The organism is Vibrio bathopelagicus (assembly GCF_014879975.1).
Classification (GTDB): domain Bacteria; phylum Pseudomonadota; class Gammaproteobacteria; order Enterobacterales; family Vibrionaceae; genus Vibrio; species Vibrio bathopelagicus.
In genome coordinates this window covers 1,321,606-1,346,154 of sequence record NZ_CP062500.1, presented here as the reverse complement: position 1 = coordinate 1,346,154, position 24,549 = coordinate 1,321,606, and the positions used below count along the sequence as shown (strand labels likewise).

The following is a 24,549-nucleotide window of genomic DNA, read 5'->3' as shown; positions in this document are numbered from 1 at the left end:
GCTAATCGAGACTAGCAAAACATATTCGCTCAGCCACTCTCTCGATTAAAGCTAAAATCATCAAGCCAACGTTATTAATGCAGGTGCACATATCAAAAATCACATTAGACGCTATAGACGGGTAAATTGATTGAAATCAAAGTTAGTGGCGATCGACATCTCTTTGTATTTGTTGCTATTTTTAACAAATCAGTATAACCATATGAATTAAATGGCTTTATTTCGTTAAATTCTTCTCCATCTAGTTATTCGATTAATATTGATTCCTTTTTGTCATTTCATAAAGTCACTTAAATTCAATAACTTCCTAGTCAATTCACTAGGGAGTTAAAAGATGAATAATAAAAAAATAATATTAAGTTTAGTTGGTTTAGGGGTTGTGGCTTATTTAGGCTCAGTGTATTTGGTCGGCAAAGATGATCAAAAGGTGGCCGAGCAAAACTTAGCGCAATTCTCATCACTCGATAAATCATCTCTTGATTATCAGGCGATGAAAGTCCTGACAGATAAAGGGTGTAGTTATTGTCATACTGGTGATAGCGAGATGCCATTTTATGCCGATTGGCCGATCGCCAAGAATCTGATGGATAAAGACCTTCAATCCGGAATGAGACACTTTGAAATCACTCAGCTGTTCAACGGTGTACAAGGTCAAGAACCGATATCTGAAGTGGCATTAGCTCGCATCGAAAAAGTGCTTTATGACAATTCAATGCCTCCAAAGGTCTACCAATCGATGCACTGGTCTGCAGGTATATCTAAAGAAGAGAAGCACACGCTTCTTAAATGGATTCGCCAAACACGTGCCGATCTTCACGCCAACTCACCAGTGCATGACGAAGGAAAAAAGCTCGCTTTACAGCCTATCTATTCTAGCTTCAACATCGATGAAGACAAAGCTAAGTTAGGTAAAGCCTTGTATCACGATACCCGCCTCTCTGGAGATGACACCGTATCTTGTGCATCGTGTCATGGTCTTGATACGGGTGGAGTAGACAATCTAGTTGGCTCTGTCGGTATTCATGGTCAAGTGGGTGGAATCAATGCGCCAACCGTCTTCAACTCGGTGTACAACAAACTCCAATTTTGGGACGGTCGAGCAAACGATCTCCAAGACCAAGCGGGCGGCCCTCCATTCAACCCGATTGAAATGGGTTCTGAAGGCTGGCATCAGATAGTCGACAAGCTTAGCAATGACCAAGAATTAGTAGCTATGTTCGACAAAACCTACGAAGGTGAAATCAGTGGCCACACCATAACTCACGCTATCGCTGAATTTGAAAAGACATTGACGACACCCAACAGCCGTTTTGACCAATATTTAACAGGTAACGTCGATGCGATAGATAGCCATGAAAAATATGGTTTGATGCTTTTCAAAAAGTATAGCTGTGGTACATGCCATGCGGGTGAGGCCATGGGCGGTCAGACCTTTGAGGCAATGGGGCTAAAAGCGGATTACTTCTCTGACCGTGGTTCTGAGATCACACCCGAAGATATGGGGCGTTTCAACGTAACAGGCATCGAATCGGACAGGCACAAGTTTAAAGTCCCGACACTCAGAAACATCGAGTTGACTGCGCCCTACTTCCACGACGGACAGGCAGAAACTTTAGACAATGCGATTTTCGATATGGGTAAGTATCAAGTTGGTGTTGAAATGAGTGATGATGAAGTGGATGCCATCAAAGCATTCCTAAAAACGCTGACCGGCGAATACAAGGGAAATAACCTTAGCCCTAAAGCTCAGCAGCAGAGCTAATTAATGCCAATCGAAGCGATTGAATACTGCCGATAAACTTAAGCCAATAGATTCTTTCTATTGGCTTTTTCATTACTCATGGCTCAATTGGTTTTGTAGAAAAGTTAGCGTAGTATGAGTAAAGGATGGTTTGATACGCAATAAATGGAGTAACAATGAAGAAAGTACTGGTTTTAGGCGCTTCTGGATATGTTGGTTCTCAGCTCCTCCCTCTCCTGCTTGAACAAGGCTATCAAGTCACCGCAGCAGCAAGGCATATCGACTATTTAAAAGCACGAACAGAGCCTCACGATAATCTATCGCTTGTGTATCTTGATCTTGCCGATCAAGCTGCGACTCAAGCACTCGTCCCTGACTTTGACCTTATTTTCTTTCTAGTGCACGGGATGGCTGAAGGGCACGATTTTATTGACTATGAATTGAATCTAGCGCGCAATTTCATCTCAGCGCTAACTCCAAATAACAAGCACGTGATCTATCTCAGTTCGCTTCAACCACAAACGGCGGATTCGGAACATTTACAAGCCCGAAAGCAAACCGGTGACTTATTACGAAAAGGCTCAGTGCCAGTAACCGAATTGCAAGCTGGCGTGATTATCGGCCCAGGTTCAGCGGCGTTCGAGATCATGCGAGACTTTGTTTACAACCTACCCATCATGATTGCGCCAAAATGGGTGGATTCCAAAGCGAATCCAATAGCATTGCAAAACCTCAACCATTACCTACTCAAACTGGCGCAAGACACACCGACTGAGCACCAAACCTTCGAAGTCGGCGGGCCTGATATTGTTTCTTATCGAAACCAATTTACTCATATCGCTAAAACCGCGGATCGCCCTCTTCGACTTTGGGCTACTTCATTACTGACACCGCAAATTGCGTCTTATTGGTTAGGCGTCGTTACGTCGGTGCCTTCCAACATTGGCAGAGCTCTTCTCGCAGGTCTTAAGTACGACTTTATTGCTAACTCGACCACCATTAATGAAAAGTACCCACAAAAGCTGATGTCGTTCGAACGTATGGTCGAGCAAACCATTCACTCTGAAGGTAACTTCGTGAAAAGTAATGTGTGGGGCTTCGATAAAACCGCGTTTAAACGCTGGCAGGCTGGTTATGGTTATTACCCAAAGAAAACCGGAGCCAGTATTACATCAACGGCATCATTAGAGTCTTTGTGGCAGGTTGCTCAGCAGATAGGAAGCCCAAAGCAAGGTTACTTCTTTGCTAATGCTTTGTGGCGTACACGAGAATGGCTCGACCTTTTATTTGGCGGTGGCATTCCGGTTCGACAAATGCCAGAAGGCCCGAATCTAAAAGTCGGTGACAAAATCGATTCATGGAAAGTCATTCGTTGTGAAGAGAACCAATTTTTGTCTCTGCTTTTTGGAATGAAAGGACCTGGCTTAGGGCGATTAGAAATCACCGTGTCGGAGAATGGAGAGTCTCGAGAGCTCAACATCACAGCTTGGTGGCACCCAAAAGGCTTTGCGGGTTTACTCTATTGGTTTGCGATGATGCCAGCCCACCTCTTTATCTTTAAAGGCATGGTAAAAGCGATAGAGAAGCAAGCAAAAGAGCAGATGCGAGATTCGAGTGTTGGGATGTGAAAAGACTAAAAGCAGATGCGGGATTCGAGTAGCGAGATAAGAAAAGATAAAAAAGATGCGAGTAAGTGGCTCTTCGAATCACTCATCTCGCATCTCATATCTACTTCTTATTCCGCATCTATCCGTTAGCCGACAACGCTAATTGGGATCTCAGCAAGTTGGTTGCCTTGGTTAGCAGGATACACGATGTATTCACCGTGATACTTCACTGCTGACTTGTAGTCCGTTACTTTGTGAAGCATGAAACCCGCTTCCATCGCTGCTTGAATAAACTCAGCGTGGTTACCACGAACAAACCAGTTCATCGGCTTAACCATCAGTTCACCGTCGAACGAGTCATCACACTGTTTGCCACAAAGTGCAAAAGAGTGCTCACCATCAGTGAAGAACTGAATTTTGCCGCCAGTCGTCAGCTCATCTTCACTCGATACACTCCAACCCATCTCGTACATCTTGTCCATAAAGGCTTCAACGTCGCTATCTTTCAACGCTTTTGGTTCTTCGCCTTCAGGGAAGAATTTACCGTAAAACGCAGAGATACGTTTGAAGGTAAAAGTTAAATCAGAGTTGTTGCCTTTTGAACGACCCTGCTTCTGCCAACGTACCAAATCAGGAACAATCACACGATCATAAGACTGAGCCTTAATCGCCTTCGTTACCCAACGTACTAAATAAAGGTTGTTCGCAATAGGCGCATCAATCGCTTTGCCTGCTTTGTGCAGAGCATAGAGCTCGCCCAACGCGTCATTCACTAACTTCTGAATTTCAATATAGTATTTTGACATTATGCCTTCTTTCCTAATGTCCAATATAGTAATGCTGACATTACTGCACACGCAGCCATTACCATAGCCATAGACCCAGCACTGTCACTTGGTAGCATCGCAACGATAGCCCCAACGACAGAACCAGTACCAAATCTTAATGTTCCCGCAAGCGATGAAGCTGTGCCTGCCATGTTTGGATAACCACTTAGCAGTAGACCCATAGAGTTACTGCCGATAGTAGAAATGGTGCCAATAAACAGCATCACAAACGGCACAATCCCCCAAAGTCCTAGATCCAACGCCCACCCGACGAGCAAGCCTAAACCAGCCAGTAATTGAATGACCAACGCCGCTCTCAACATAGTATGAGAACCGACCTTCTTAACAATTCGACCATTGATGGTTGTCATCAGAATCATCGCAACAATGTTCAAGCCAAACAGGTAACCGAACAAGTCAGGACGTACGCCATAGATATCAATGTAGACAAAAGAACCTGCGGTTAAGAATGCAAACATCCCAGAGAATGAGAATGCACCCGAGAAAATCAAACCCATAACCGTCGGGTTTTTACACAAACGAGCGTAATTGCGAATCGTCGTTTTAAAGCGTAAGGGCTGACGATTTTCGACAGGCAGTGTTTCAGGGATTTTGATGATAACCGCAAGAATCACGATCACCGCAAAAATAGCCAACACCCAAAAGATTGAGCGCCAACCAAACCACAATGCTAAATAGCCACCAATCATAGGGGCGATTAATGGCGCAACCGTCATCACTAAGGTAACGAACGACATAGTTCTTGCGAAATCTTCACGGTCGAACATATCGCGCACAACCGCTTGGATAATGACCGCTGCGGCAGCACCTGCAAAACCTTGAGCCGTACGAACTAACGTTAGCGCTTCAATACCATGAGTAGTTGCACTCACGACAGATGCTATCGCAAAGAAGAATACACCAATCAGTAGAACGGGCTTGCGACCATAACTGTCGGCTAATGGGCCATGTAACAACTGACCTAAAGCGAAACCTGCGGTGTACGCTGTGAGTGTGATTTGCACTTCACCCGCTGTCACGCCGAGATCTTTGGCGATAGTTGGCATTGCGGGTAGGTACATATCGATTGCGAGTGGTGTCAAAGCACCAATAGCGCCCAGAACCAAAAATAGCATCCAACCTAACTGAGGAGTTTGAGGTTGTGAGCTTAAGGTCTGCGGGGGAGACGTTTGCATAACTCTCCGACTAAGTACTAGGTTTATGTGAACACGAACATGCACGCAATATACGAATATAAACATAGCGATACACGAATATGCGCACACATACATGAACATATAGCAATAATGGCTGAAACTGTCCTAGTACCAGTCAAAATAATCAGCCGACGCTATCCTTGGTCGGCCACGTCTACGGTAGAAAAGATTACTTCCAGATAGAGTCGACTTCTTCTTGTGTTAGGTAACGGTATTCACCCAACTCTAAAGATTCGTCCATCTCAATTTCACCAATACGTTCACGGTGCAGTGCTTCGACCTTGTTACCAAGGGCTGCAAACATGCGTTTCACTTGGTGGTATTTGCCTTCGTGAATCGTTAGCAACACTTCACGCTCTGCACGTACTTCAAGATGTGCAGGGAGTGTTAGGCCATCTTCGCTCTTAAGCTGGATACCCTCTTTGAATTTTTCAACATAATCCGCTTCAACAGGCTCAACAAGCCATACACGGTATGTTTTTTCGCACTTGTGCTTTGGCGACGTAATACGGTGAGACCACTTACCGTCGTCAGTCATTAAGACAAGACCAGTCGTATCAACATCTAGACGACCTGCAAAGTGCAACTTGTCCATTTTGATTTCATCAAGCAATTCAAACGCAGTGCGATTTGAGCCATCTTCATGCGAACAAACAAAGCCTTCTGGCTTGTAAAGCATGATGTAACGTGGGCCGTGAACATTCAGTTCATTGCCTTGCCATTCCACAACGCACTCTTCAGTTACCTTGAGTGAGCCGCTTTTTTGAATGACATCATTCACTGTCACTGCTTTTGATTTTAATAAGTGTGTTGCTTCTCTTCGAGTGACGCCTAACGCATCGCACAGAAATTTATCTAAACGCATGAATACCTCAACTAATCTAAGTCGGGTATTATAGTCACCTTTGCTCAATTAGTTGAGCTATTTCACACTATTTGTTTTTCATCTTACAAGACACTATATGTATACACTCCGCCCGTACCAAGCTGACTCAGTAAAATCAGTGATTCATTACTTCAGAAAACACCAAACACCAGCTGTTCTTGTGTTGCCTACAGGCGCGGGAAAAAGCCTTGTGATTGCAGAGCTAGCAAGGCTTGCTAAAGGTCGTGTTCTAGTGCTCGCGCACGTAAAAGAGCTCGTTGAGCAAAACCATGAAAAGTATGAAGGTTATGGGCTAAAAGGTTCGATTTTCTCCGCAGGTTTAGGGCGAAAAGAGACCGACCAGCAAGTGGTATTTGCTTCGGTTCAATCCGTAGTTCGAAACCTCGATTCATTCTCCAATCAGTTCTCGTTATTGGTTATCGACGAATGCCACCGCGTTCCCGATGAAAAGACCAGTAGCTATCAAAAAGTGATCACTCACTTACGTGAAAATAATTCGGGCATAAAGGTGCTTGGATTGACCGCGACCCCTTATCGTCTTGGTATGGGCTGGCTCTACCAATATCACACACGTGGACAAGTGCGTTCTGAAGAGCCACGCTTTTTCAGAGATTGCATTTTTGAACTCCCAATTCGCTATTTGTTAGACGAAGGGTTTCTCACACCAGCTCGAATGATTGACGCTCCCGTTTTAAGCTATGACTTTTCACAGCTGAAACCAGCAAGTACAGGACGTTATAAAGAAGCCGAACTCGATATGGTGATCGAGCAGTCTAAACGAGCCACTCCACAAATTGTCGACCAGATCATTGAGCTAGCCAAAGACAAACTCGGCATCATGGTATTCGCTGCGACTGTTAGACACGCACAAGAAATCCTTGGCTTATTGCCAGAAGGCGAATCATCAATTGTAATTGGTGACACACCAACACTTGAACGTGACCAAATCATCAGTGATTTCAAAGAGCGTAAAATCAAGTTCTTAGTCAACGTATCGGTATTAACCACAGGTTTTGATGCGCCACATGTCGATTTGATTGCGATTTTGCGCCCGACCGAATCCATCAGTTTGTATCAACAAATCGTTGGCCGTGGGTTACGTTTGTCTCCAGGTAAAAAAGAGTGTTTGGTGCTCGATTATGCAGGCAACAGTTACGACCTTTATCAACCTGAAGTGGGTGACCCAAAACCCGATTCTGACAGCGAGATCATCACCATTCCCTGCCCTGCTTGCGGCTTCAATAATAATTTTTGGGGCAAGCTAGACAGTAATGGCTTCTTACTTGAACACTTTGGCCGTAAATGCCAAGGCTACTTTACCGATGAAGACACTGGCGAACGCGAACACTGTAATTATCGTTTCCGTGCAAAATACTGCGGTGAATGCGGCGCCGATAACGACATTGCCGCGCGTATTTGTCATGAGTGCGATGCCACCTTAGTCGACCCAGATAAAAAGCTTAAGGAAGCGCTGAACCTAAAAGATGCGTTGGTGTTTGAGTGTTTAGAAATGGACCTTAACGTGCTCAAGGACGACAAAGGCAAATCGCAACTTAAGGTCACCTACCGAGGTGAAAACCAAGCACAAGTACATGAATTCTGGTCATTAACCACCAAGAAACAGAAGCAGAACTTTAAGGATCAGTTTGTTCGCCCTCACCTTGCCGACCGACACCGACCATTTGAAGAAGCTTCACCAAGTAAAGTGGTTGCTCACCAACATCGATTCCGCCCACCTCAATTCGTGATTGCGCGTAAAGTGGGACGCTTTTGGAAAATGAGAGACAAAATATTCGAAGACGAACTTCAACAACGTTAGATATTACGTTCTTAACACTCGGAAGTTAGTCTTCAGTTATCGGGCCTTCCGCTGTTAAGCGTTAAGTTTTTAGGTATCAAATTCTCATTATTAATCAGGTTCACTTTCTGTTCAGAATTACTTTTTTATACTGAACGCTATCAACCTTCTCTAGGATTCGCTATGTTTAGTAAAGCTATGATTTCTTTGTTTTCTATAAGCTTAGGCTTATTTGTTTCTGCAGGTGCATGGGCCGACTCACATCATAATGGTCATGACTTAGTACAAGATGTTCATAAAGCAGGAACTCGTATCGAATTTGAAGAAGATCAAGACGAAGTCTACGAAGCCGTGCGCGAGGGCTATATTCGCCCTTTCTCAGAAATGTATGCGGCCGTTGAGAACGATCTTCATGGTCGAATCATTAAAGTAGAACTAGAAGAAGACGATGATATTTGGGTTTATGAACTAAAAATTAATTACCAAAACAACATCATCAAAGTCGAATACAACGCCGAGACGTTGGAGATGCTCATGATTAAAGGCCGAAACTTTAAAGACGCAATTAAACACAGCGAATAATTAAGGGCGCAACTTTAAAGACACTATTAATCACGACGAGCAATTAAACATCGCGAACAGTCACTACAAGAATTAAGAAGAACAATTATGAAAATTTTAGTCGTTGAAGACGAACCTCGCTTGGGCCAACAAATTCTAGAAACTCTTGAGGGAGCAGACTGGGTTCCAGAACTTTCTCAAGATGGTATCGACGCACTCTACCGTGCAACATCGGAAGAGTGGGATGCCATCGTTCTCGACCTAGGCTTACCGAAGCTAGATGGCTTAACCGTATTGAAAGGCATTCGAGACGAAAACATCAATACGCCAGTCGTTATCTTAAGTGCACGAGACACTCTTACTCAGCGTGTAGAAGGCTTGAACGCAGGCGCAGATGATTACCTAACAAAGCCGTTCGAAATGGTTGAGCTGATTGCCCGTATTCGTGCGCAATTACGTCGCGCATCTGGCAGTGCAGCGCCTATTCAACAAATTGGTGACCTAAGCCTAGATACACGCAGTTCGAAGGTTTTGTGGCAAGGGCAAGCAGTAAGCCTAACGGCATTGGAATACAAAGTGGTTGCTTACTTCATGCATAACCAGAACAAGGTTATCTCGCGTACAGAATTAGTTGAGCATATCTACAAGCAAGATTTCGACCGCGACTCTAATACTGTGGAAGTTTTCATCGGCCGTATCCGTAAGAAAATCGCACCGAAGATCATCAAAACCGTTCGTGGTCTTGGCTACCAACTCAACGCTGAATAGTGCTGTATTAATTAAGCTAAGAGCAACCATCAATCAAGTACACAGATCAATTAAGTGGACAGCCTGTGCTGATCGTCGTTGTTCTCATAGCAAGATGAACAAAGACAGGCTGGTAACGTATGAATCTAAAAAAAAGAACGCTTAAAAACATCAGTCTAAAAAGCCGCTTGCTCCTCGCTGCGGCTTTTTGGTTAGGTGCCATGATATTAGCGGCGGGTATCGGTATACCAAAACTGGTTAACGATTATCTCGTCGACGATATGAAGCAGCAACTCAGTCTCACCATGGACGAGCTCACAGCCAATATCGAAACCAACACAAACGGCAACCTAATCATGGCAGAGCGCTTGTCTGACCCTAGGTTTAACCAACCTTACAGTGGCCTTTATTGGCGTGCGGCGACTCAAGAACAGATCATTCGTTCTCGCTCTCTGTGGGACAAAGACCTCACCATCAAGCGCTCGCCGATTCACACATCCATCAAAGGGCCAGAGAAAGAGAGACTCATTTATATTGAGCAAGATATCTACCTACCTGAGCTCACCGACCCTATCACTATCACCATAGGTATTGATGAAGACCCATTAGAGTCAACCCTTACCGAGCTGACTAGCCAAGTATGGTTAATTCTGATGCTGTTATTTGTGGGCGTACTGATGTTGATTGGTATTCAAGTCAGCTGGTCGCTACTGCCACTAAGTAAAATGCAGCGTGAACTGGTGATGCTGAGAAAAGGCGAACAGCAAGGTTTGAGCGATAACTACCCGAAAGAGGTTTCTCCCTTAGTCTCTGACCTCAATGCCCTGCTCTTCCATTACCAAGAATTGTTGGAACGAGCTCGTAACCACGCAGGCAATTTATCTCATGCGTTAAAAACACCGTTATCGGTTCTGAAAAACGAAATTGAAATGCTGCCAGACAACGACAAGAAACTGTTACAGCAACCGATTCATCAAATTCAAAGTCAAATCGATTACCACCTTGGCCGTGCACGCATGGCAGGGGCAATGAACATCCTTTCAGTGAAGTCATCACCTTGTGAGCGTGTCGAAGCTATCGCAATGGCGTTTGATAAAGTTTACGCCGCCAACGATGTCACCATGATCAATGAGTTGGATTCCGAACTTGAGGTCGCGGTAGAAAAAACCGATCTTGATGAGATGGTCGGAAACCTACTTGAGAACAGTTACAAGTGGGCAGGCAGTATTATTCGCGTACACGCCAATGAGCTTGCCGACGGTAATGTCGAGTTGATTATTGAAGATGACGGTAAAGGCATCCCGGAAGAAAAACTCGAACAGGTAACCAAGCGAGGCGTACGTCTTGATGAAACCACTCCTGGCACAGGCTTAGGACTCAATATCGTGAATGAGATGGCTCACAGTTATCGTGGCAGCTTAACTTTGGGTAAAAGCTCAATGGGGGGCTTGAAAGCCTCTCTCGTTCTTAAAGTGTCTAAAGTCGTATAAAGCTCTTAATCGGAACATAAAAGCTAAGCCGCACATAAAAGCTAAACCACACATAAAAGCAGGAGTTTGCACAATTTGGCAAACTCCTGCTTTTTTCTATCAATACACCGTTGTATTGAACGGCTACATCTTCAACATAACCAGCGCGTTTTTGGTCAGTCAGATCTTATTCAATCAGGCCATCGCCAGTCATTGCATAGAGTGAAGCCCTATCATGTTGCCTTCACTATCACTCACAATACTGATAAAACCATGCTGGCCAATCGCCATTTTCGGCACTTGTAAAGCCCCACCGTTTTCAGCGGCTAGACTAGCTTCTGTCGCGCAATCCTCACAAGAAAAATAGACCATCGTGCTGTTGCCTCCAGCTTTGACATGAGACATATAACACAGCGCACCTGTAGCGCCGTAACTGTCCATATCACAAGGAAACACCCACATTTCAACATCCATTCCAGCTTCAACATCTAGCTTATCGAGAGTGACATTAAACACAGCTTCGTAAAAAGCTTTCGCTCGCATCATATCGTCGACGTAAATTTCAAACCAACCAATCGGATTCATTTGCATAACTTTGTCCTTAGCTTGTGCTTCTTAATAGCACCTTATTAGCATAGACAAAGGCAGAGATATTATTACGGAATAAGGACTTTGATTTGGAACTAAGCAGCGGTGAATTTCCCACTGAGCATTATATTAAGAAGGGGTTAAAAAAGGCTCAGTGAGAACATTCTAAGAATCAATGCGATAATCAGAGGAGAGTAAATGTTGAGTGTAATGTGTTAGTTCCGGTGCCTATGTGTCATTGGCTGCGACATCCAGTTTCTGTTCGTCAAAACCATAGGAACTCGCACCAATCATGAGTACGTTACCGTCAGTATAATAGTCATTGTTATCATTCATCGCCTCAGCCTTGGCAAGTGGCAAATTCGCGATACCTATACTCGGATAAATCGATTTAATTTGTTCTGCCAGCCTATCGCGCTCTTCATCCACATTGGGATCAACTCGGTGAAGGATGGTGACAATACCAGAGTACGGGGTCACTTTAAGACCATCATCGTAACTGATTGCGCCTAACCACTTAGGTCGATTGCTATTATGATCAACTCCTGCATTCCACCAACGAATATGGCTTCTTTTCATCAGATTCCCCGGCAGTTGAAAAGCCATATCCTGTGGCTTGTTTCGCCAGTACAAATCAGACACTGGTGGCGTTTTCTCTTTCAACAACGCGAGATAACCTGTCCATTCAATCTCATTACGAGAGAAAGTTTGATTCTCTATCCAACCGAGCTGATTCATCAATTCACGCGGTGACTCCCCAACGTAAACAACATTAATCGCTTGCGCGTCATAAATCGGAGACAGACCGGGAAATGCCTTATATGTCACTTGCTCAAGATCAATCGAAGCGACCTCTTCTGATATTTGCTGAGTTAAAAAGTCATCCGCTTTCCAGAAGAAATGCGCGTAATTCGCATACAATACTGATGCTAACAACAAGGCACTCGATTTCAGCATCAGGTGTCGCCACTTCATCCGATAACCAATGACCGTAATGACTAAAACGGCAAATACGCCAAGTATTAAGCCTTGGTGTTCAGCAAGGAATATCTTAACGCTGTTAAGCAAAGGGAAGCTCTCAACACCATGCGCCAATAACATGCCCCAAGCGATAAATTGTCCTCCGCCAAGAATGAGCCCAAACAAAGCTAATACGCTAAAACTACGCCACGGTACACGGTGAGAACCGGCAATGAATGGCACAACCCATGCAATAGGCCCTAACAGACGGGCGAATAATATGAGATAGGTTCCCTTACGAGCAATCAAGTACCGGCAACGCGCAATCAGCCTTCTGGTTTTAGGGCGGAACTTGATCAGTTTACGCTGTGCTTTCGCGCCGTATCGGTAGCCAATAAAATAACTCAACTGGTCACCCAATAAGCCGCCTAGCATCACAAGCACCAACGCAGACCAAGCCCCCGAATACGCTTGGTATCCTGCTGCGATGAAGAAGGGCTCACCGGGCACAAACAAGTTGGGGCCAATCAATGCATCACCTAACGCCCCTAAGAAAAGTCCTATTCCTTCAAACATTTCAACCCCAACGCTTATTGCTCGTTATAGTGTCCGAACTTGTAGTTCATCTCGTTGTTACGCATTTCGCCTTTAAAGAAGCGTCTTACATTGGCTTTAAGGTAAGTTGAGCCTGTCTTCACAACTCCATCTTGGTCTAAGCGGCGTGGGTCAAAACCAAAGGTCATATTTAGGAATCTAAATCGCCATGTTTTACTCGCACGTTTTACGTAGTCACAGTCTTCACACAGTACGATCTCTTCATCGAAACCGCCGATCTCATCATGCGCTCGTTTAGTCGAGAAAATACATGCGCCGATCGCCGTCGGGAAAAAGAACTGAGTAGTAAACAAGCCTGCATTAAATAGCCCGTAACCAAACTTGTGCACAAGCGGCAGGCCTTTCGAACTCATGTACACACCAGCCACTTCCAGCTTTCTTTCGTCAAGCTCATAGAGCGCTTTTGCAAGAAAGTTTCGAGGCAAACTGACATCGGCATCGAGGAATAGGATTCTCGAATGCTTAGCCAAAGAGGCGCCAGTGTTTCGGCCTAAACTCACACCACGCTCTTCCATATGATGCACGGTCAATTCTGGCAAGGCGCTTTCATAAGCCTGAACTACTTCCCTAGTGTTATCTTCGCTGTTTGAGTCGACGACAATCACTTCGAACTCTTGGTGGGTTTGCACGCTCAACTCTTCCATCAAGCGACCAATTCGTTTCTCTTCGTTTAAGGTAATAACGACAATGCTTACTGGTTCCATAACTTCACCTATACATTCTGCTGTTTGATTAGCATTAAGAATAACTAACCAAGCCTTAACCAAGTCTTAGGCAAACATTCATTTTCCGTTCATTAACTTGATGATTTAGCAGAACTATAAATAGATAATATTGGTAATGTAAAAGGAGATAAAATGGGGTAGATAAGAGTTAGTGAACGTTTTATCTCCAAACGAATCATTTATCGAAGGAATTTCACTTTGAGATGGGCTTCTGACTTGCTCAGATTTGAATGTGATGTTAGTATCCGCGCTCGCTTAAGCATGAACTCGTTTATGCATAAGCTTTACCACATACTCAAGGTCGCATTGAGGTGTGAAGTTAATTTTTACTAATTTGAGAGTAAAACTATGAAATTTGAAGCAGTAGTACGTACTGAACTAGGTAAAGGTGCGAGCCGCCGCCTACGTCACGCTGGTAAATTCCCAGCTGTAATCTACGGTGGCGAAGCAGCAGCTGTAGCTATCGAACTTGTTCACGCTGAAGTGATCAACCAAATGGATAAGCCTGAATTCTACGAAGCAATCACTCTACTGATTGACGGCGCAGAAGTTAAGGTTAAGCCGCAAGACGTTCAACGTCACGCGTTCAAGCCTAAAGTTGAGCACATGGACTTCATCCGTATCTAATTCCCTACCAAGGAATAAGATTGGATTAATCCAAGCCTTCTGCATAGAAAAGACAATCGATCTTACCAGTCGAGAACTCTAGAAATTCGAAACCCCGATGCTACCAACATCGGGGTTTCACCGTTTTGAGCCCTCAAAAACATTTCAAAACCTGTTATTCAATACACTCATGTACACCTATATCAATAATATTAAACTCACAAAGATCTACTGCGCAAATGCGGAATAGAGCGCATATATCAGTTCTTGTCTATTTCAGAGAAAAAGAATACTAAACAGTAACTCAAGGCGCTTTCGTCTCAATGTTTAACTGCCCGGCCAACCCTGCTTCTCGGTGTACACTTAATACTTTGAATTCATCAGAAGAGGTCATATCAATAAGAGCTTGGCGAGACGGATACCTAACGATAACAAATGAATCCCATAGGTCTTCTACTTGGCCGACAATTAAGCCTGTGACTTCTGAATAGAAGACAACTTCCGCTCCGTACTTTTCTAATACTTTTAACATTGGGTGACCATATAAGTCGTAAGCTTCCCTGCCCGTTAAGTCTGTTTTTCGGCCATCGACATACTCGGCTTTTTCTCGGAACTTAAATAGGTTTAATAAGTGAATTTCACAGGAATCAGGTGAAGACTTGAGGCGGCCCATCTGCTCATCCGATGGATAAAGTTGGTTAAGAACGTCCATATTCTCTCCTTTAGTATGGTTACTGATGGCTTAAAGTTGCCAATAGTCAATGATGTATGCAATACCTAAACTAATGACTCATGGTAAATATCTGGTTGCCAGATCTGCATTAAAATTTCTGGGTTTTCTACAGCTTTAAAACCAAATTGAGAATATAGGCCATGGGCGTCTCTTGTCGCTAATATCATGCGCCTTAATCCTTGTAAGTCAGAGTGATCAACTATGGTTTTTACCAACCATTTACTCAAACCTAACCCTCTGTGAGATTCCAAAACAAACACATCTGCAAGATATGCAAAAGTCGCTTTATCCGTAATTAACCGAACGAAGCCAACTTGTACTCCACCTTCATCAAACATACCGAAGCAAAACGAGTTAGATATCGCTTTATCTAACGTGGCTTTTGGTATGCCTTTAGCCCAAGAACTGTTTGAAATAAAATTATAAATAACATCAAGATTGAATTCTTCATGATTAGTACTAATTTTGTATCCTTGCACTTGGCTTCCCTCCCTGAAACCTCAAATAGCGAGTAACGCCGCTATTAACACTCGTGATTTATAAAATATAAGTTATCTAAATCACAACATTCATTATTGAGCATTTAAATCACTACAACAACAAGGATATTCCCTTTGGCAAGAGTGACTTATAGTGCATACTAGCGGCCTTTAAAAGAGGTGCTGAATGAAAAAGAACGGTTTTACACTTATAGAGCTTGTGGTCGTTATTGTAATCCTTGGAATACTCGCCGTAACTGCCGCTCCAAGGTTCCTTAACGTAAGTACCGATTCTCATATTGCAGTTGTTAAAGGTACCGGCGCTTCTTTTAAAACAGGTGTCGATCTTGCCTATTCAAAAAATTTAACCTCAAACGGTGGCGGTGCTTCCACGAATGTCCCTATCTATGATGACTCCGCGACCGGCCAGCTTGACTTCAATGAATGGGGGTATCCAGCCCAACAATGGCACTTACCCGAAGAATCTCCAAGATTAGATAACGCTGAAGACTGCATTTCGGTATGGGGCGCACTGCTCCTCGATCCACCTAGTATTTCTAGTTTCAATTCACCTGAAGAAACCGACTACATTGCGGAATACATTCAGACCGATCAATGCATCTACCACTACAGAGTCGTTCCAGGGCTCTCCATCAATTATAACTCGATGAATGGTGAGGTTACTGTAGACGACGAACCTGATAACTAAACCTAAGAATAAGGTTGTCATTGAATTAAATAGGTTTGTGCGAACTCTCTAAGCACTCTCGCATTGTTGTGGTGTTTGCTATCTCCGCACTTTATGCCATCCACTCTGATGTCCGGGCTGGAATAAGCAGGTATTACATCTCGTTCATAAGACATCACTGTTCCTCTATCAGCACAAGTTGCGCCAAAGGAATATTGGGGAGCTCTTGGATACGTTCCAGAAATGTAACTTTCGATGCTATCAGAGTCTTTCAATAATGTTTTATAGTCGTGATTAGCACCACTCAAATGGCCAATTTCGTGCTCCATCAAGTAATCAGGACAGTTTATCGCCAAAGAGAAAAAGTAAGATACTGAAGATGAAACACCACAGTAACCGGATTCAAAACTGAAATTATAATTAGAAAATACAATCCCTTTAAAAATCGGAACTCCCTCTTGCGTAGCTTCCGGTATAGGCTCTTCAATCGATAGTTTCAATAACCTCTCTGCAGCACCCAAATCTTGGAACCAAAGGTTATCGATTGCCGGCGTATAAGTCACTTTAGTTACCTTTCTCGTCATTGGAATACATGAGTTCTTCAACACCAGATTCGAATAGCTTTCCCATGTGGCAATTTTAGAAGCAATGAATGCTTGGGAGTACTCGGACAACACAGATTCATCAATAAAGAGGTGGATCTCTGTATTCAAGACTTCACCCTGAGCACAAGTAGGAAACTCAATACTTTGAGCATTGGAAAACCGGCTATAGCTCAACAATAGAATCAGAACATAACTAACTAACTGGACGAACCTTTTATAGGAACTCTCATTTACTCGCATATTCACTACCATATTCCTCTAACTTCAAATACCCGAACGGCACCTAAATGCCGTGACTTAAGATTCATATAAATCACGATTGCCCACATAGTCGCTGGCGTACAAAAGTAACTTGCTCGATCTATGTTTTTCAGAAAATAAAAAGCCCGCCAAATAATGACGAGCTTTTTTATCGAACGAGCCCCTGCTCTTACAAGGCTCAAGTACTACGAAACTTGGTCGCGTAACGCCAATTCGACGCTTTTCAATATTTGGAATTCTTCTCGAGTACAACCGCGAGCCACGGACACCCATTGATCACCAGTTTCATCTGCTCCCTTAAACTCTGCACGCAACTCGTATTTTCGCCATGAAACAAAGGCCAAAATAAAAGTCAGTGCAAGCATGTACAAGCCGAACTGAGGTACAAATGCCCAAGTCGCAGCAGAGAGAACCAAAGCCAATGAAACGATATTGATTGCGTTTTCTTTGAGACCCAATCGACGAATTTCTAATTGTTTAATCTTGCGTAAGGTATAAACATCTTTCTTAACCCGTAGCTCACTAGAAGTTACAAGAAAGTCAGACGCCTGATATGACTTACGAAGCCGTACTAAATTCGCTAACCTATTGCGTGTTTTTTTCTTGTTCATCGCTTTTTCTCCATATTATTAAAGGTTAGTAAAAACTAATATAATCATGAAGTTATTGATGAACAGGTATTTTATAAATCAAACCAATACTAAAATCAAGCCTGTAGAATTAATAACACTTATAACAACAGCGCCATGACATTCACCACCTAAATAACACAATAAGGCTCAGGGTCTATTTAGGTTATCATAGACGGCTATACTTCTACGCTGGTTACTCCCCAACAACAATCGTTATTACGGCCCACGCGTCTTCTTCCTTTTGTAACTACTTATTTCAATCAACTTCTTCACAAAAATTACGAACTCAATAATTACTGAATCCACATCACACGATGCACCCATTATCATAGATATCGTAACAATCGCCCCTCCCCTTCATTCGTTACCTAAATAAGGGAATCACTTAATTGAACATATCAACACAGCTTATCAATTAAGCAATTGATCTCATACTCTGCTACCTGTATCTTTGCAATATGCATACTGTTACCCAACGGAGACGACAATGGATAAACTACTGACAAATGCAATGGAACAGAAGCAAAGGACCATGGTGACCAGCCTATTCGCAAAGAACGGGTTCAAGATCGCGACTACTGACTTTGATGATGTGACTTTTGAACGTGCAGACGTACGAGTCAATGTTCGCTTTGATGCATCTTCCAACGTTGAATCTATATCGGTGTTAAACGATCAGCTTTGATACAGGTGACAACAGGCAAGATGTTCGATAAAGGGTCTAGCTACCACTTAGTTATATGCACAATGAACATAAACAAAGCCAGTTCACCTCTTGTGAGAGGGCAGGGAGAAAATACTTATCAGGTGCTCCTTGGTTAAAACAAAATCGCCAACGGTTCTGTGTTTCGAATATCACTTTGCTGTTGGAACGAGACATAAATAAGGCTAGATATAAATCTAGCCTTTTCTTATTAAACTGTACCGTCCTAAATATGGTTGACACATTTCCAACATGAAATTGGAGAGTGTCATGAAAACAACAAGTAGACGTACTCAACGAGATTATTCTCTTGCCTTTAAATTGGCAGTCGTAAGCCAAGTTGAAAAAGGCGAAATGACTTATAAGCAAGCTCAAGAACGTTATGGGATCCAAGGTCGCTCTACCGTTTTAGTTTGGCTTCGCAAACATGGTCAACTAGATTGGTCTAAAGGAATAGAACAATCGAGAGCGTTAGGAGCGACTATGTCAAACTCTTCCTCAACTCAAACCCCAGAGCAACGAATCAAAGAACTCGAGCAGCAATTAGAAGAAACTCAGCTCAAAGCTCAGTTCTTTGAAGCGGTTGTAAAAGTCATGGATCGAGATTTCGGAGTCCGAATTTCAAAGAAGCGCAAGGCCGAGTTATTAAGGAAAAAACGGTCAGAAAGTTGACCGTCACTAAAGCTTGTCACTTCATAGGTATTACACGACAAGCTTTCTACAAGCGCTGTGTTGCAGAAATTCATCAGACAAAGAAAGATGAATCCGTACTCGGTTTTGTGAAGGAGCAAAGGATGATGCACCCTCGTATAGGGACTCGTAAGATCAAGTATTTACTTGCTCAAAACGATATTGAAATCGGGCGAGACCGCTTATTCTCTCTGCTGAGAATGAATCGATTATTAGTACAGAATCGAAGGGCTTACCATCGAACCACAAACAGTAATCATCGCTTTTACTGCCATCCAAATCGAATCAAAGAAGGCTTAATACCGGAAGGTCCAGAGCAATTATGGGTTGCCGATATTACTTATCTAGCAACGCGGCGTGGTAGTACTTATCTCAGTTTAGTGACGGACGCTTACTCAAGAAAAATCGTGGGCTATCACATAAGTGATGATATGAAAGCTCGCACGGTCAAGCAGGCCTTTTTAAACGCGTTGAAAGAGCGGAAGAATACAGGTGAGCTTGTCCATCACTCAGATCGAGGTGTTCAGTACTGCTCTGTTGAATACCAAGAGTTGCATCGACAGTATGATGTATCTTGCTCAATGACTGATGGCTATGACTGTTATCAGAATGCGTTGGCAGAGAGGATCAACGGAATACTGAAGATGGAGTATCTGTTGAATAAGCCTAATGATTTAGATGAAGCAAAGAAAATGGTCGCTGAATCAGTAAAAATCTATAATGAATATAGGCCTCACACAGCTCTAAAATACAAAACGCCCGATGAAGTACATCGAGCGTTTTAGTCAATCAAGTGTCAACCCATATCAGGACGGGTCACACGCTCAATGGTTATTCGTTTACGATTCCTACTTCGTTCTCAGTGCTTATAGTTTCTTCCTGGCTACCGGAAAGAGCTTGTTGCTGACTACCAGACAACGCTTGTTGCTCGGCAGTAATATCCGACTCTTTAAACACAATAAACGCACGTCGGTTTAAAGCATCTGCTTTTTCAGAACGTTCGTTAATCGCAGGTTGTAGCTTACCAAAAGACTTCACTTCCCAAATGAACTGCTTAGGGTCGAGTTTAGTTTTGAGGTATTCGACAACGGTTTCAGCACGAAGCTCAGCCAATTTTTCATTATAAGAAACCGAACCGGCTTGGTCGGTATGTCCTGCGACCATGATGCTACCTTGCAAACCGTTCAGCTTAGACGTGAAGTCATCGAGCTGCGTTAAGTCTTCCAGCTTAAGCACCGACTTATCAAAGTCAAAGTGCGGCGTCATTGCCATGTAAACCTTACGTTCTGGCTTTGGCGGTTCACAGAAAGGCATTTCTTCGTACTTCTGTGCCTCTTCAAACACAATAAACGCACGTCGGTTTTCCGCTCGGTCTTTATCGGTTTTACCCAGCAACACAGGCTGAGTCTCACCAAGGTGTTTCACTTCCCAATCATACTGCGTTGGGTCTAAATGGAGTTGTAAATAATCAGCGACTGATTTGGCACGTCGTTGCGAAAGGCGTTGATTGTATTCCAATGAACCTTTGTAATCGGTGTGGCCGACAATCGTAATTCGCCCTTTAAGGCCTCTGATCTCTTTTACAAACGTATCTAAATTGATCTTATCGAGGTCGCGTAATTTGTATTTATCAAAGGCAAAGTGCTCAGCGATGGCAATATGTACCTCTCGCTCTGGCGCTAAACATTCGCTAATTAAAAACTTAGACACATCTATGCCTGCAAATTTGTCTCGGTTTTCCTGACTCACGTATGTATCAGTTGCACAGCCGGCAAGCAGCAAAGCGCTCATTACACAAATGACTCGGCTAATTGTTGTTTTCATCTTAATCTCAAATCTCAACTTTCAACTCTCTACTTTCACCCCTCTTTGGGGCTGGCTTAGATCTTACCGACCAAGTTTATAAACACACCGGATGCATCATAATCATCGTCATTGGTTAAATCGCTATCAAAAGCAGAGAAGTTGTAACCTATGCCCATTTTTAGATTCTCGCCAATTAGCTTATTCACTGAGATCAAAGCACCATGTTCTAGTTCATCATTGAGTGTGTCAGTCTTCCAGTGATATTCACCCGTCACATCCCACTCTTTCATCACGCGATAAGAAGCACTCAATCCATATAGGTCGATATCACTTTTTATAAGTTCGTTGACACCAGAAGCTCGCTCAAATGCTTCTTCTTTGTCTTTATGCGCGTATTTGGTGCCGATATCCCAATGTTGATCAATAGAATAAATCGCTTCAATTTCGATGATCTGACTCGTTTCATCTTGATAATCAACATCACGATCCAGTTGATCAAAATCCGCAATATAGGTGTATCGGCTCAACAAGTTAAGTCGATCGTTGTAGATAGGGCGGTACGCAAGGCCACCAGTAGCTTCCGTGAATTGCGCCATGGTCTCACCCGTAGTTTCACTCTCGGTGATGGAGTAGTTGTACTTGCCAAACAGAGTGTACTCTTCTGTTAAATGATGCGTATAACGGTTGGTCGTTACGATTTGTTGAAGCTCTCGTTGAGCGATGTCTGGATCATCTTCACTTTTATCAATGCGGTATTCGAGCTTATGGCTCAAATTGATATCATCAAGGTCGATTGCAGCATTAAAACTGATGGATTGGCGCTCCGTGGTGATGTTTTGGTCATCTTCAATTTCACCAAGTTGATAACCGATACCCATTTCCACATCTTCAGTTGCGTCATAGCCAAAGCCGTATGAATCAATGCGGCCATGTCCGTCGTTTTCATCGACAAATTGGTTTTCTTGATAGAAATCGACGCTGCTCGTTAAGTCTGCACGTTGGCCAACAATCACATTGTTTTGGCCTTCGTAGTTATCGTCAACATAAGTAACATAAGTGGAATGATCATCGGATACATCGTAAGTCACGGTCGCCTCTGCCACCTCTCCACGGTCACCGTTGGTGTATTCACCACCTAGCTTAAGGTCGTCCAACACACGGAACTCAGCACCTACAGATGCACTGTCGTTCTCATCGTAATCTTCAGACTGGTCAACCGTTGTTTGCCCTTTTACATATACGCTGTTGTCACTGTCCCACATATAGTCCAAACGTAGGCCTGCCAAGGTCGCATTACTGTGCTTGTCGTCTTGGTTAAGTTCTTCCGTTTGCTGACCCGCAGCGGAGATCTTGATGCGTTCAGTGATTTTCACTTGAGTCTCGATCTCGATGGTTTCAGTATCGGCTTCTAAGTTACCATCCATATCATGCTCTTCATTTGAAGAGAAACGAGACAGCACAGCTAGGCGATCCGTTGCTTGCAAACGAAGCTCGGCACCATAGGCTTCTTGTTCTAAATCATCACTGCTGCTTGCGTAGCTATACCCTGCATCTTTATCTCGATACCAAAGTTTAAGATCATTACCCACTGCACCAAAAATCGTTGGTGCAAGATCATAAAGGCTAGTTACAGCCGTCACTTGAATGCTGTCACCTTCACGTTCTTCTAACGCATCACCAATTGGTGTAAAGGTTAAACCACCATCGGTAGAAACGAAGTTAGATTCAGTTTGAGTACCTTCACTGTGTGCAAACTCAGCTTTAATATAGGTGCCTTCTGTCGCACGCAGCGTTAAATCTGTGCCATAAGACTCGTAGTCTTGATTGTCTTTTTCTTGGGTTGCATAAGTGACTCCAACTCCAATGTAATCATTGATCCAACCTTTCGCACGACCACCGTAAGACATCGCGTCCAATGAATCTGAACCTTGTGGTACATACTCGTAATCCACAACCAGATAGTTTTCATAGTCATCGCTGTTCTCAATCACGCCACCAAAGCTATCCGACAGAATGTTATCAAGAGGTTTGGTCAGAATGATTCGACCTTGGTATGGGTCAAAGTCATAGTCCACACCCGGCTCAAGGGGAATTTCATTTTGTACTAAGCCCGATTCATCTTTTACTTTTACGTAAACTTTATCGCTTCCCGGCACCGCTTCACCATGGCGCAGGAAATACAGAGAGCCTCCAGTACCTAAGAACTCATCATGCGCATACAAGGAATCCGCTTCAGCGGTAAAACCAACCACATTCAAACGGTCTTCGCCGTACTGTGTCGTGTCTCGCGTACGATAATCGGCTTTAAAACCATAGAGGCTACGGTTATAGTCGTTATTCTCAGTGCCAGTCAAACCTGTATTGTAGTTACCCCATAGGTATTGAGATTTGTCGTATTCAACATTGAAGTACACCTTTCCTTTGGTGTTGACGACTTTTTCGATGTTCGAGCTATCCCCATAGTTTCCGTAATACAGTTCATCGTCGTCTTCGAGGATATCGAATACATCCGAGTCATCTGAAGCGAATGGATGCTTGAACATGTCTTTTATCTCACTCTCTCGAGTATCAAAGTGAGTCGTTACGCGAAGTTTATCGCCAAATTTACCCTGACCAAAATACGCCAGACGGCCTTGATTATAAATATCGTCCTGATATTGATCATCGACGCCCAACGCAGCGCTGTTGCCGGAAACATTGTTTTTACCAACATAAAGATCAGCCAAACCTGTGTGTGCATAATACGTATCAGGAATACGTACATAAAGTTTATAGCGGCGCTCATCACCGTTATCAAACACAACTTTGGTCGGAAAAATGTAGGAGTCTGTTGGTAAATACTGTTCTGCGTATAAGTTGCCATCTTCAACATCAAATTCATCTTCTCCGATGATGACTTTATCAACGCCTTTCAGGCCGGTTCCTATAAACTTCGCTAAACCAGCATCTGTCGGAATGTTATGACGCATTAGCTTTGCTCGTCCGTAACTGCGCGCTTTGCTTTCTTCATCATCGTTATCATTTCGATCAATATCGACTTCAGAATCGGGACGCACGAGGTCGGTAACACCGACAGTTGTCACATCCATGTTGCCATCTTTATCCCACGCTTTTAGGCGGAACATCAGTTGTTCACCGACCTCAAACTGGTAGTCAACATCGGTTTGACCATCCCAATTGATATCAGAATCGTTCGCCAATTGATCGCCATTAAGAACAACAATGGGTTCGGATAAACCAAAGTCCCCCACTCTGTACACTTCCAACTGATACTTTTTGATGTAATAGCTGTAATTGGTCGTGATTGTAAAACCGACACTATCCCGCAAAGCGCCCTGCTCGACTTCCAATTCATCACTTACACTCACATCAAGAACAGGATCGAACCGGGCGATATCACGGCTTGCCCAAATCGCACCTTGTTCTAAGTAAATACGCGAGCTGTCTTGGTCTTGGTTAGGCTTGGCTATTTCAATGCCTGTCGTCTCAGAACCGAGCTTTTCAAGCTTATCAGTGTCTTTCGCCATCGCCATCACAGGGATCGTGGCTAGCACACACGTCGCTAAATGAGACTTACTAAATACTTTCATATTATTTCCAGATAC

22 protein-coding genes are annotated in these 24,549 nt (G+C 43.5%); 10 read left to right on the top strand and 12 right to left on the bottom strand.

Going from position 1 to position 24,549, the window contains the following annotated elements:
* Nucleotides 1-334 precede the first annotated feature (334 nt).
* A complete protein-coding gene (locus tag IHV80_RS06065; protein WP_192890419.1) occupies nt 335-1,762 on the top strand; it encodes a cytochrome c peroxidase in 1,428 nt (475 codons plus the stop codon).
* A 155-nt stretch (nt 1,763-1,917) separates the two neighbouring features.
* Nucleotides 1,918-3,369: a DUF2867 domain-containing protein gene (locus IHV80_RS06060; protein WP_192890418.1), complete on the top strand. Its 1,452-nt coding sequence runs from the start codon at nt 1,918-1,920 to the stop codon at nt 3,367-3,369.
* Nucleotides 3,370-3,494: 125 nt separating this feature from the next.
* Here the strand turns inward: IHV80_RS06060 and IHV80_RS06055 are convergent, their stop codons facing one another.
* The 3 genes from IHV80_RS06055 to rsuA all read right to left on the bottom strand — a co-directional run bounded on the left by IHV80_RS06055 (nt 3,495) and on the right by rsuA (nt 6,257).
* The gene (locus IHV80_RS06055) at nt 3,495-4,154 is read right to left on the bottom strand and encodes a DUF2913 family protein (protein ID WP_017108238.1); all 660 of its coding nucleotides are present in this window, start codon (nt 4,152-4,154) and stop codon (nt 3,495-3,497) included.
* Nucleotides 4,154-5,371, bottom strand: coding sequence for a Bcr/CflA family multidrug efflux MFS transporter (locus IHV80_RS06050; protein ID WP_192890417.1), 1,218 nt, complete (start codon nt 5,369-5,371; stop codon nt 4,154-4,156). The genes IHV80_RS06055 and IHV80_RS06050 overlap by 1 nt, the downstream gene beginning before the upstream one ends.
* A 190-nt stretch (nt 5,372-5,561) precedes the next feature.
* The gene (gene rsuA / locus IHV80_RS06045) at nt 5,562-6,257 is read right to left on the bottom strand and encodes a 16S rRNA pseudouridine(516) synthase RsuA (protein ID WP_192890416.1); all 696 of its coding nucleotides are present in this window, start codon (nt 6,255-6,257) and stop codon (nt 5,562-5,564) included.
* Between the two features lie 97 nt (nt 6,258-6,354).
* On the opposite strand from rsuA, the gene IHV80_RS06040 reads away from it, so the two are divergent.
* The 4 genes from IHV80_RS06040 (at nt 6,355) to IHV80_RS06025 (ending at nt 10,874) form a co-directional block, all read left to right on the top strand.
* Entirely contained in the window at nt 6,355-8,097 is a 1,743-nt protein-coding gene (locus tag IHV80_RS06040) for a DEAD/DEAH box helicase (protein ID WP_017111627.1), read from the top strand.
* 162 nt (nt 8,098-8,259) lie between these two features.
* Nucleotides 8,260-8,658, top strand: coding sequence for a PepSY domain-containing protein (locus tag IHV80_RS06035; protein ID WP_102314207.1), 399 nt, complete (start codon nt 8,260-8,262; stop codon nt 8,656-8,658).
* 87 nt (nt 8,659-8,745) lie between these two features.
* Nucleotides 8,746-9,405 carry a response regulator transcription factor gene (locus IHV80_RS06030; protein ID WP_076677703.1) on the top strand — a complete coding sequence of 220 codons (660 nt, stop codon included), beginning with the start codon at nt 8,746-8,748 and terminating at the stop codon, nt 9,403-9,405.
* A 119-nt stretch (nt 9,406-9,524) separates the two neighbouring features.
* Complete coding sequence (locus tag IHV80_RS06025) at nt 9,525-10,874, top strand: ATP-binding protein (RefSeq protein ID WP_192890415.1); 1,350 nt, start codon at nt 9,525-9,527, stop codon at nt 10,872-10,874.
* Nucleotides 10,875-11,063: 189 nt separating this feature from the next.
* Here the strand turns inward: IHV80_RS06025 and IHV80_RS06020 are convergent, their stop codons facing one another.
* The 3 genes from IHV80_RS06020 to IHV80_RS06010 form a co-directional block, all read right to left on the bottom strand.
* A complete protein-coding gene (locus IHV80_RS06020; RefSeq protein ID WP_192890414.1) occupies nt 11,064-11,444 on the bottom strand; it encodes a VOC family protein in 381 nt (126 codons plus the stop codon).
* A 225-nt stretch (nt 11,445-11,669) separates the two neighbouring features.
* Nucleotides 11,670-12,977: an LssY C-terminal domain-containing protein gene (locus IHV80_RS06015; RefSeq protein ID WP_192890413.1), complete on the bottom strand. Its 1,308-nt coding sequence runs from the start codon at nt 12,975-12,977 to the stop codon at nt 11,670-11,672.
* Between the two features lie 14 nt (nt 12,978-12,991).
* A complete protein-coding gene (locus tag IHV80_RS06010) occupies nt 12,992-13,720 on the bottom strand; it encodes a glycosyltransferase family 2 protein (protein ID WP_192890412.1) in 729 nt (242 codons plus the stop codon).
* 369 nt (nt 13,721-14,089) lie between these two features.
* Here IHV80_RS06010 and rplY point away from each other — a divergent pair, with 369 nt between their 5' ends.
* Nucleotides 14,090-14,368, top strand: coding sequence for a 50S ribosomal protein L25 (gene rplY, locus IHV80_RS06005; protein WP_017079048.1), 279 nt, complete (start codon nt 14,090-14,092; stop codon nt 14,366-14,368).
* A 283-nt stretch (nt 14,369-14,651) separates the two neighbouring features.
* Here rplY and IHV80_RS06000 read toward each other — a convergent pair whose 3' ends face one another.
* Nucleotides 14,652-15,059 carry a DUF1330 domain-containing protein gene (locus IHV80_RS06000; RefSeq protein WP_192890411.1) on the bottom strand — a complete coding sequence of 136 codons (408 nt, stop codon included), beginning with the start codon at nt 15,057-15,059 and terminating at the stop codon, nt 14,652-14,654.
* Between the two features lie 65 nt (nt 15,060-15,124).
* Complete coding sequence (locus IHV80_RS05995) at nt 15,125-15,559, bottom strand: GNAT family N-acetyltransferase (protein ID WP_192890410.1); 435 nt, start codon at nt 15,557-15,559, stop codon at nt 15,125-15,127.
* Between the two features lie 187 nt (nt 15,560-15,746).
* Here IHV80_RS05995 and IHV80_RS05990 point away from each other — a divergent pair, with 187 nt between their 5' ends.
* On the top strand, nt 15,747-16,268 hold the full coding sequence (locus tag IHV80_RS05990) for a type II secretion system protein (RefSeq protein ID WP_192890409.1): 522 nt from the start codon (nt 15,747-15,749) through the stop codon (nt 16,266-16,268).
* A gap of 17 nt (nt 16,269-16,285) precedes the next feature.
* On the opposite strand, the gene IHV80_RS05985 is transcribed toward IHV80_RS05990, so the two are convergent.
* Together IHV80_RS05985 and IHV80_RS05980 are read right to left on the bottom strand one after the other, a co-directional pair.
* On the bottom strand, nt 16,286-17,098 hold the full coding sequence (locus IHV80_RS05985; protein ID WP_192890408.1) for a hypothetical protein: 813 nt from the start codon (nt 17,096-17,098) through the stop codon (nt 16,286-16,288).
* Between the two features lie 200 nt (nt 17,099-17,298).
* Nucleotides 17,299-17,724 carry a hypothetical protein gene (locus tag IHV80_RS05980; protein WP_192890407.1) on the bottom strand — a complete coding sequence of 142 codons (426 nt, stop codon included), beginning with the start codon at nt 17,722-17,724 and terminating at the stop codon, nt 17,299-17,301.
* A gap of 508 nt (nt 17,725-18,232) precedes the next feature.
* Between IHV80_RS05980 and IHV80_RS05975 the strand changes: the two genes are divergently transcribed.
* The gene (locus IHV80_RS05975; RefSeq protein WP_192890406.1) at nt 18,233-18,430 is read left to right on the top strand and encodes a hypothetical protein; all 198 of its coding nucleotides are present in this window, start codon (nt 18,233-18,235) and stop codon (nt 18,428-18,430) included.
* A 288-nt stretch (nt 18,431-18,718) separates the two neighbouring features.
* A protein-coding gene (locus IHV80_RS05970; RefSeq protein ID WP_192888858.1) for an IS3 family transposase occupies nt 18,719-19,923 on the top strand; the annotation gives its coding sequence in 2 pieces (ribosomal slippage) (nt 18,719-19,106 and nt 19,106-19,923; 1,206 coding nt in all).
* Between the two features lie 46 nt (nt 19,924-19,969).
* On the opposite strand, the gene IHV80_RS05965 is transcribed toward IHV80_RS05970, so the two are convergent.
* Entirely contained in the window at nt 19,970-20,962 is a 993-nt protein-coding gene (locus tag IHV80_RS05965) for an OmpA family protein (RefSeq protein WP_192890405.1), read from the bottom strand.
* A 56-nt stretch (nt 20,963-21,018) separates the two neighbouring features.
* Nucleotides 21,019-24,534 carry a hypothetical protein gene (locus IHV80_RS05960; RefSeq protein WP_192890404.1) on the bottom strand — a complete coding sequence of 1,172 codons (3,516 nt, stop codon included), beginning with the start codon at nt 24,532-24,534 and terminating at the stop codon, nt 21,019-21,021.
* Between the last annotated feature and the right edge of the window lie 15 nt (nt 24,535-24,549).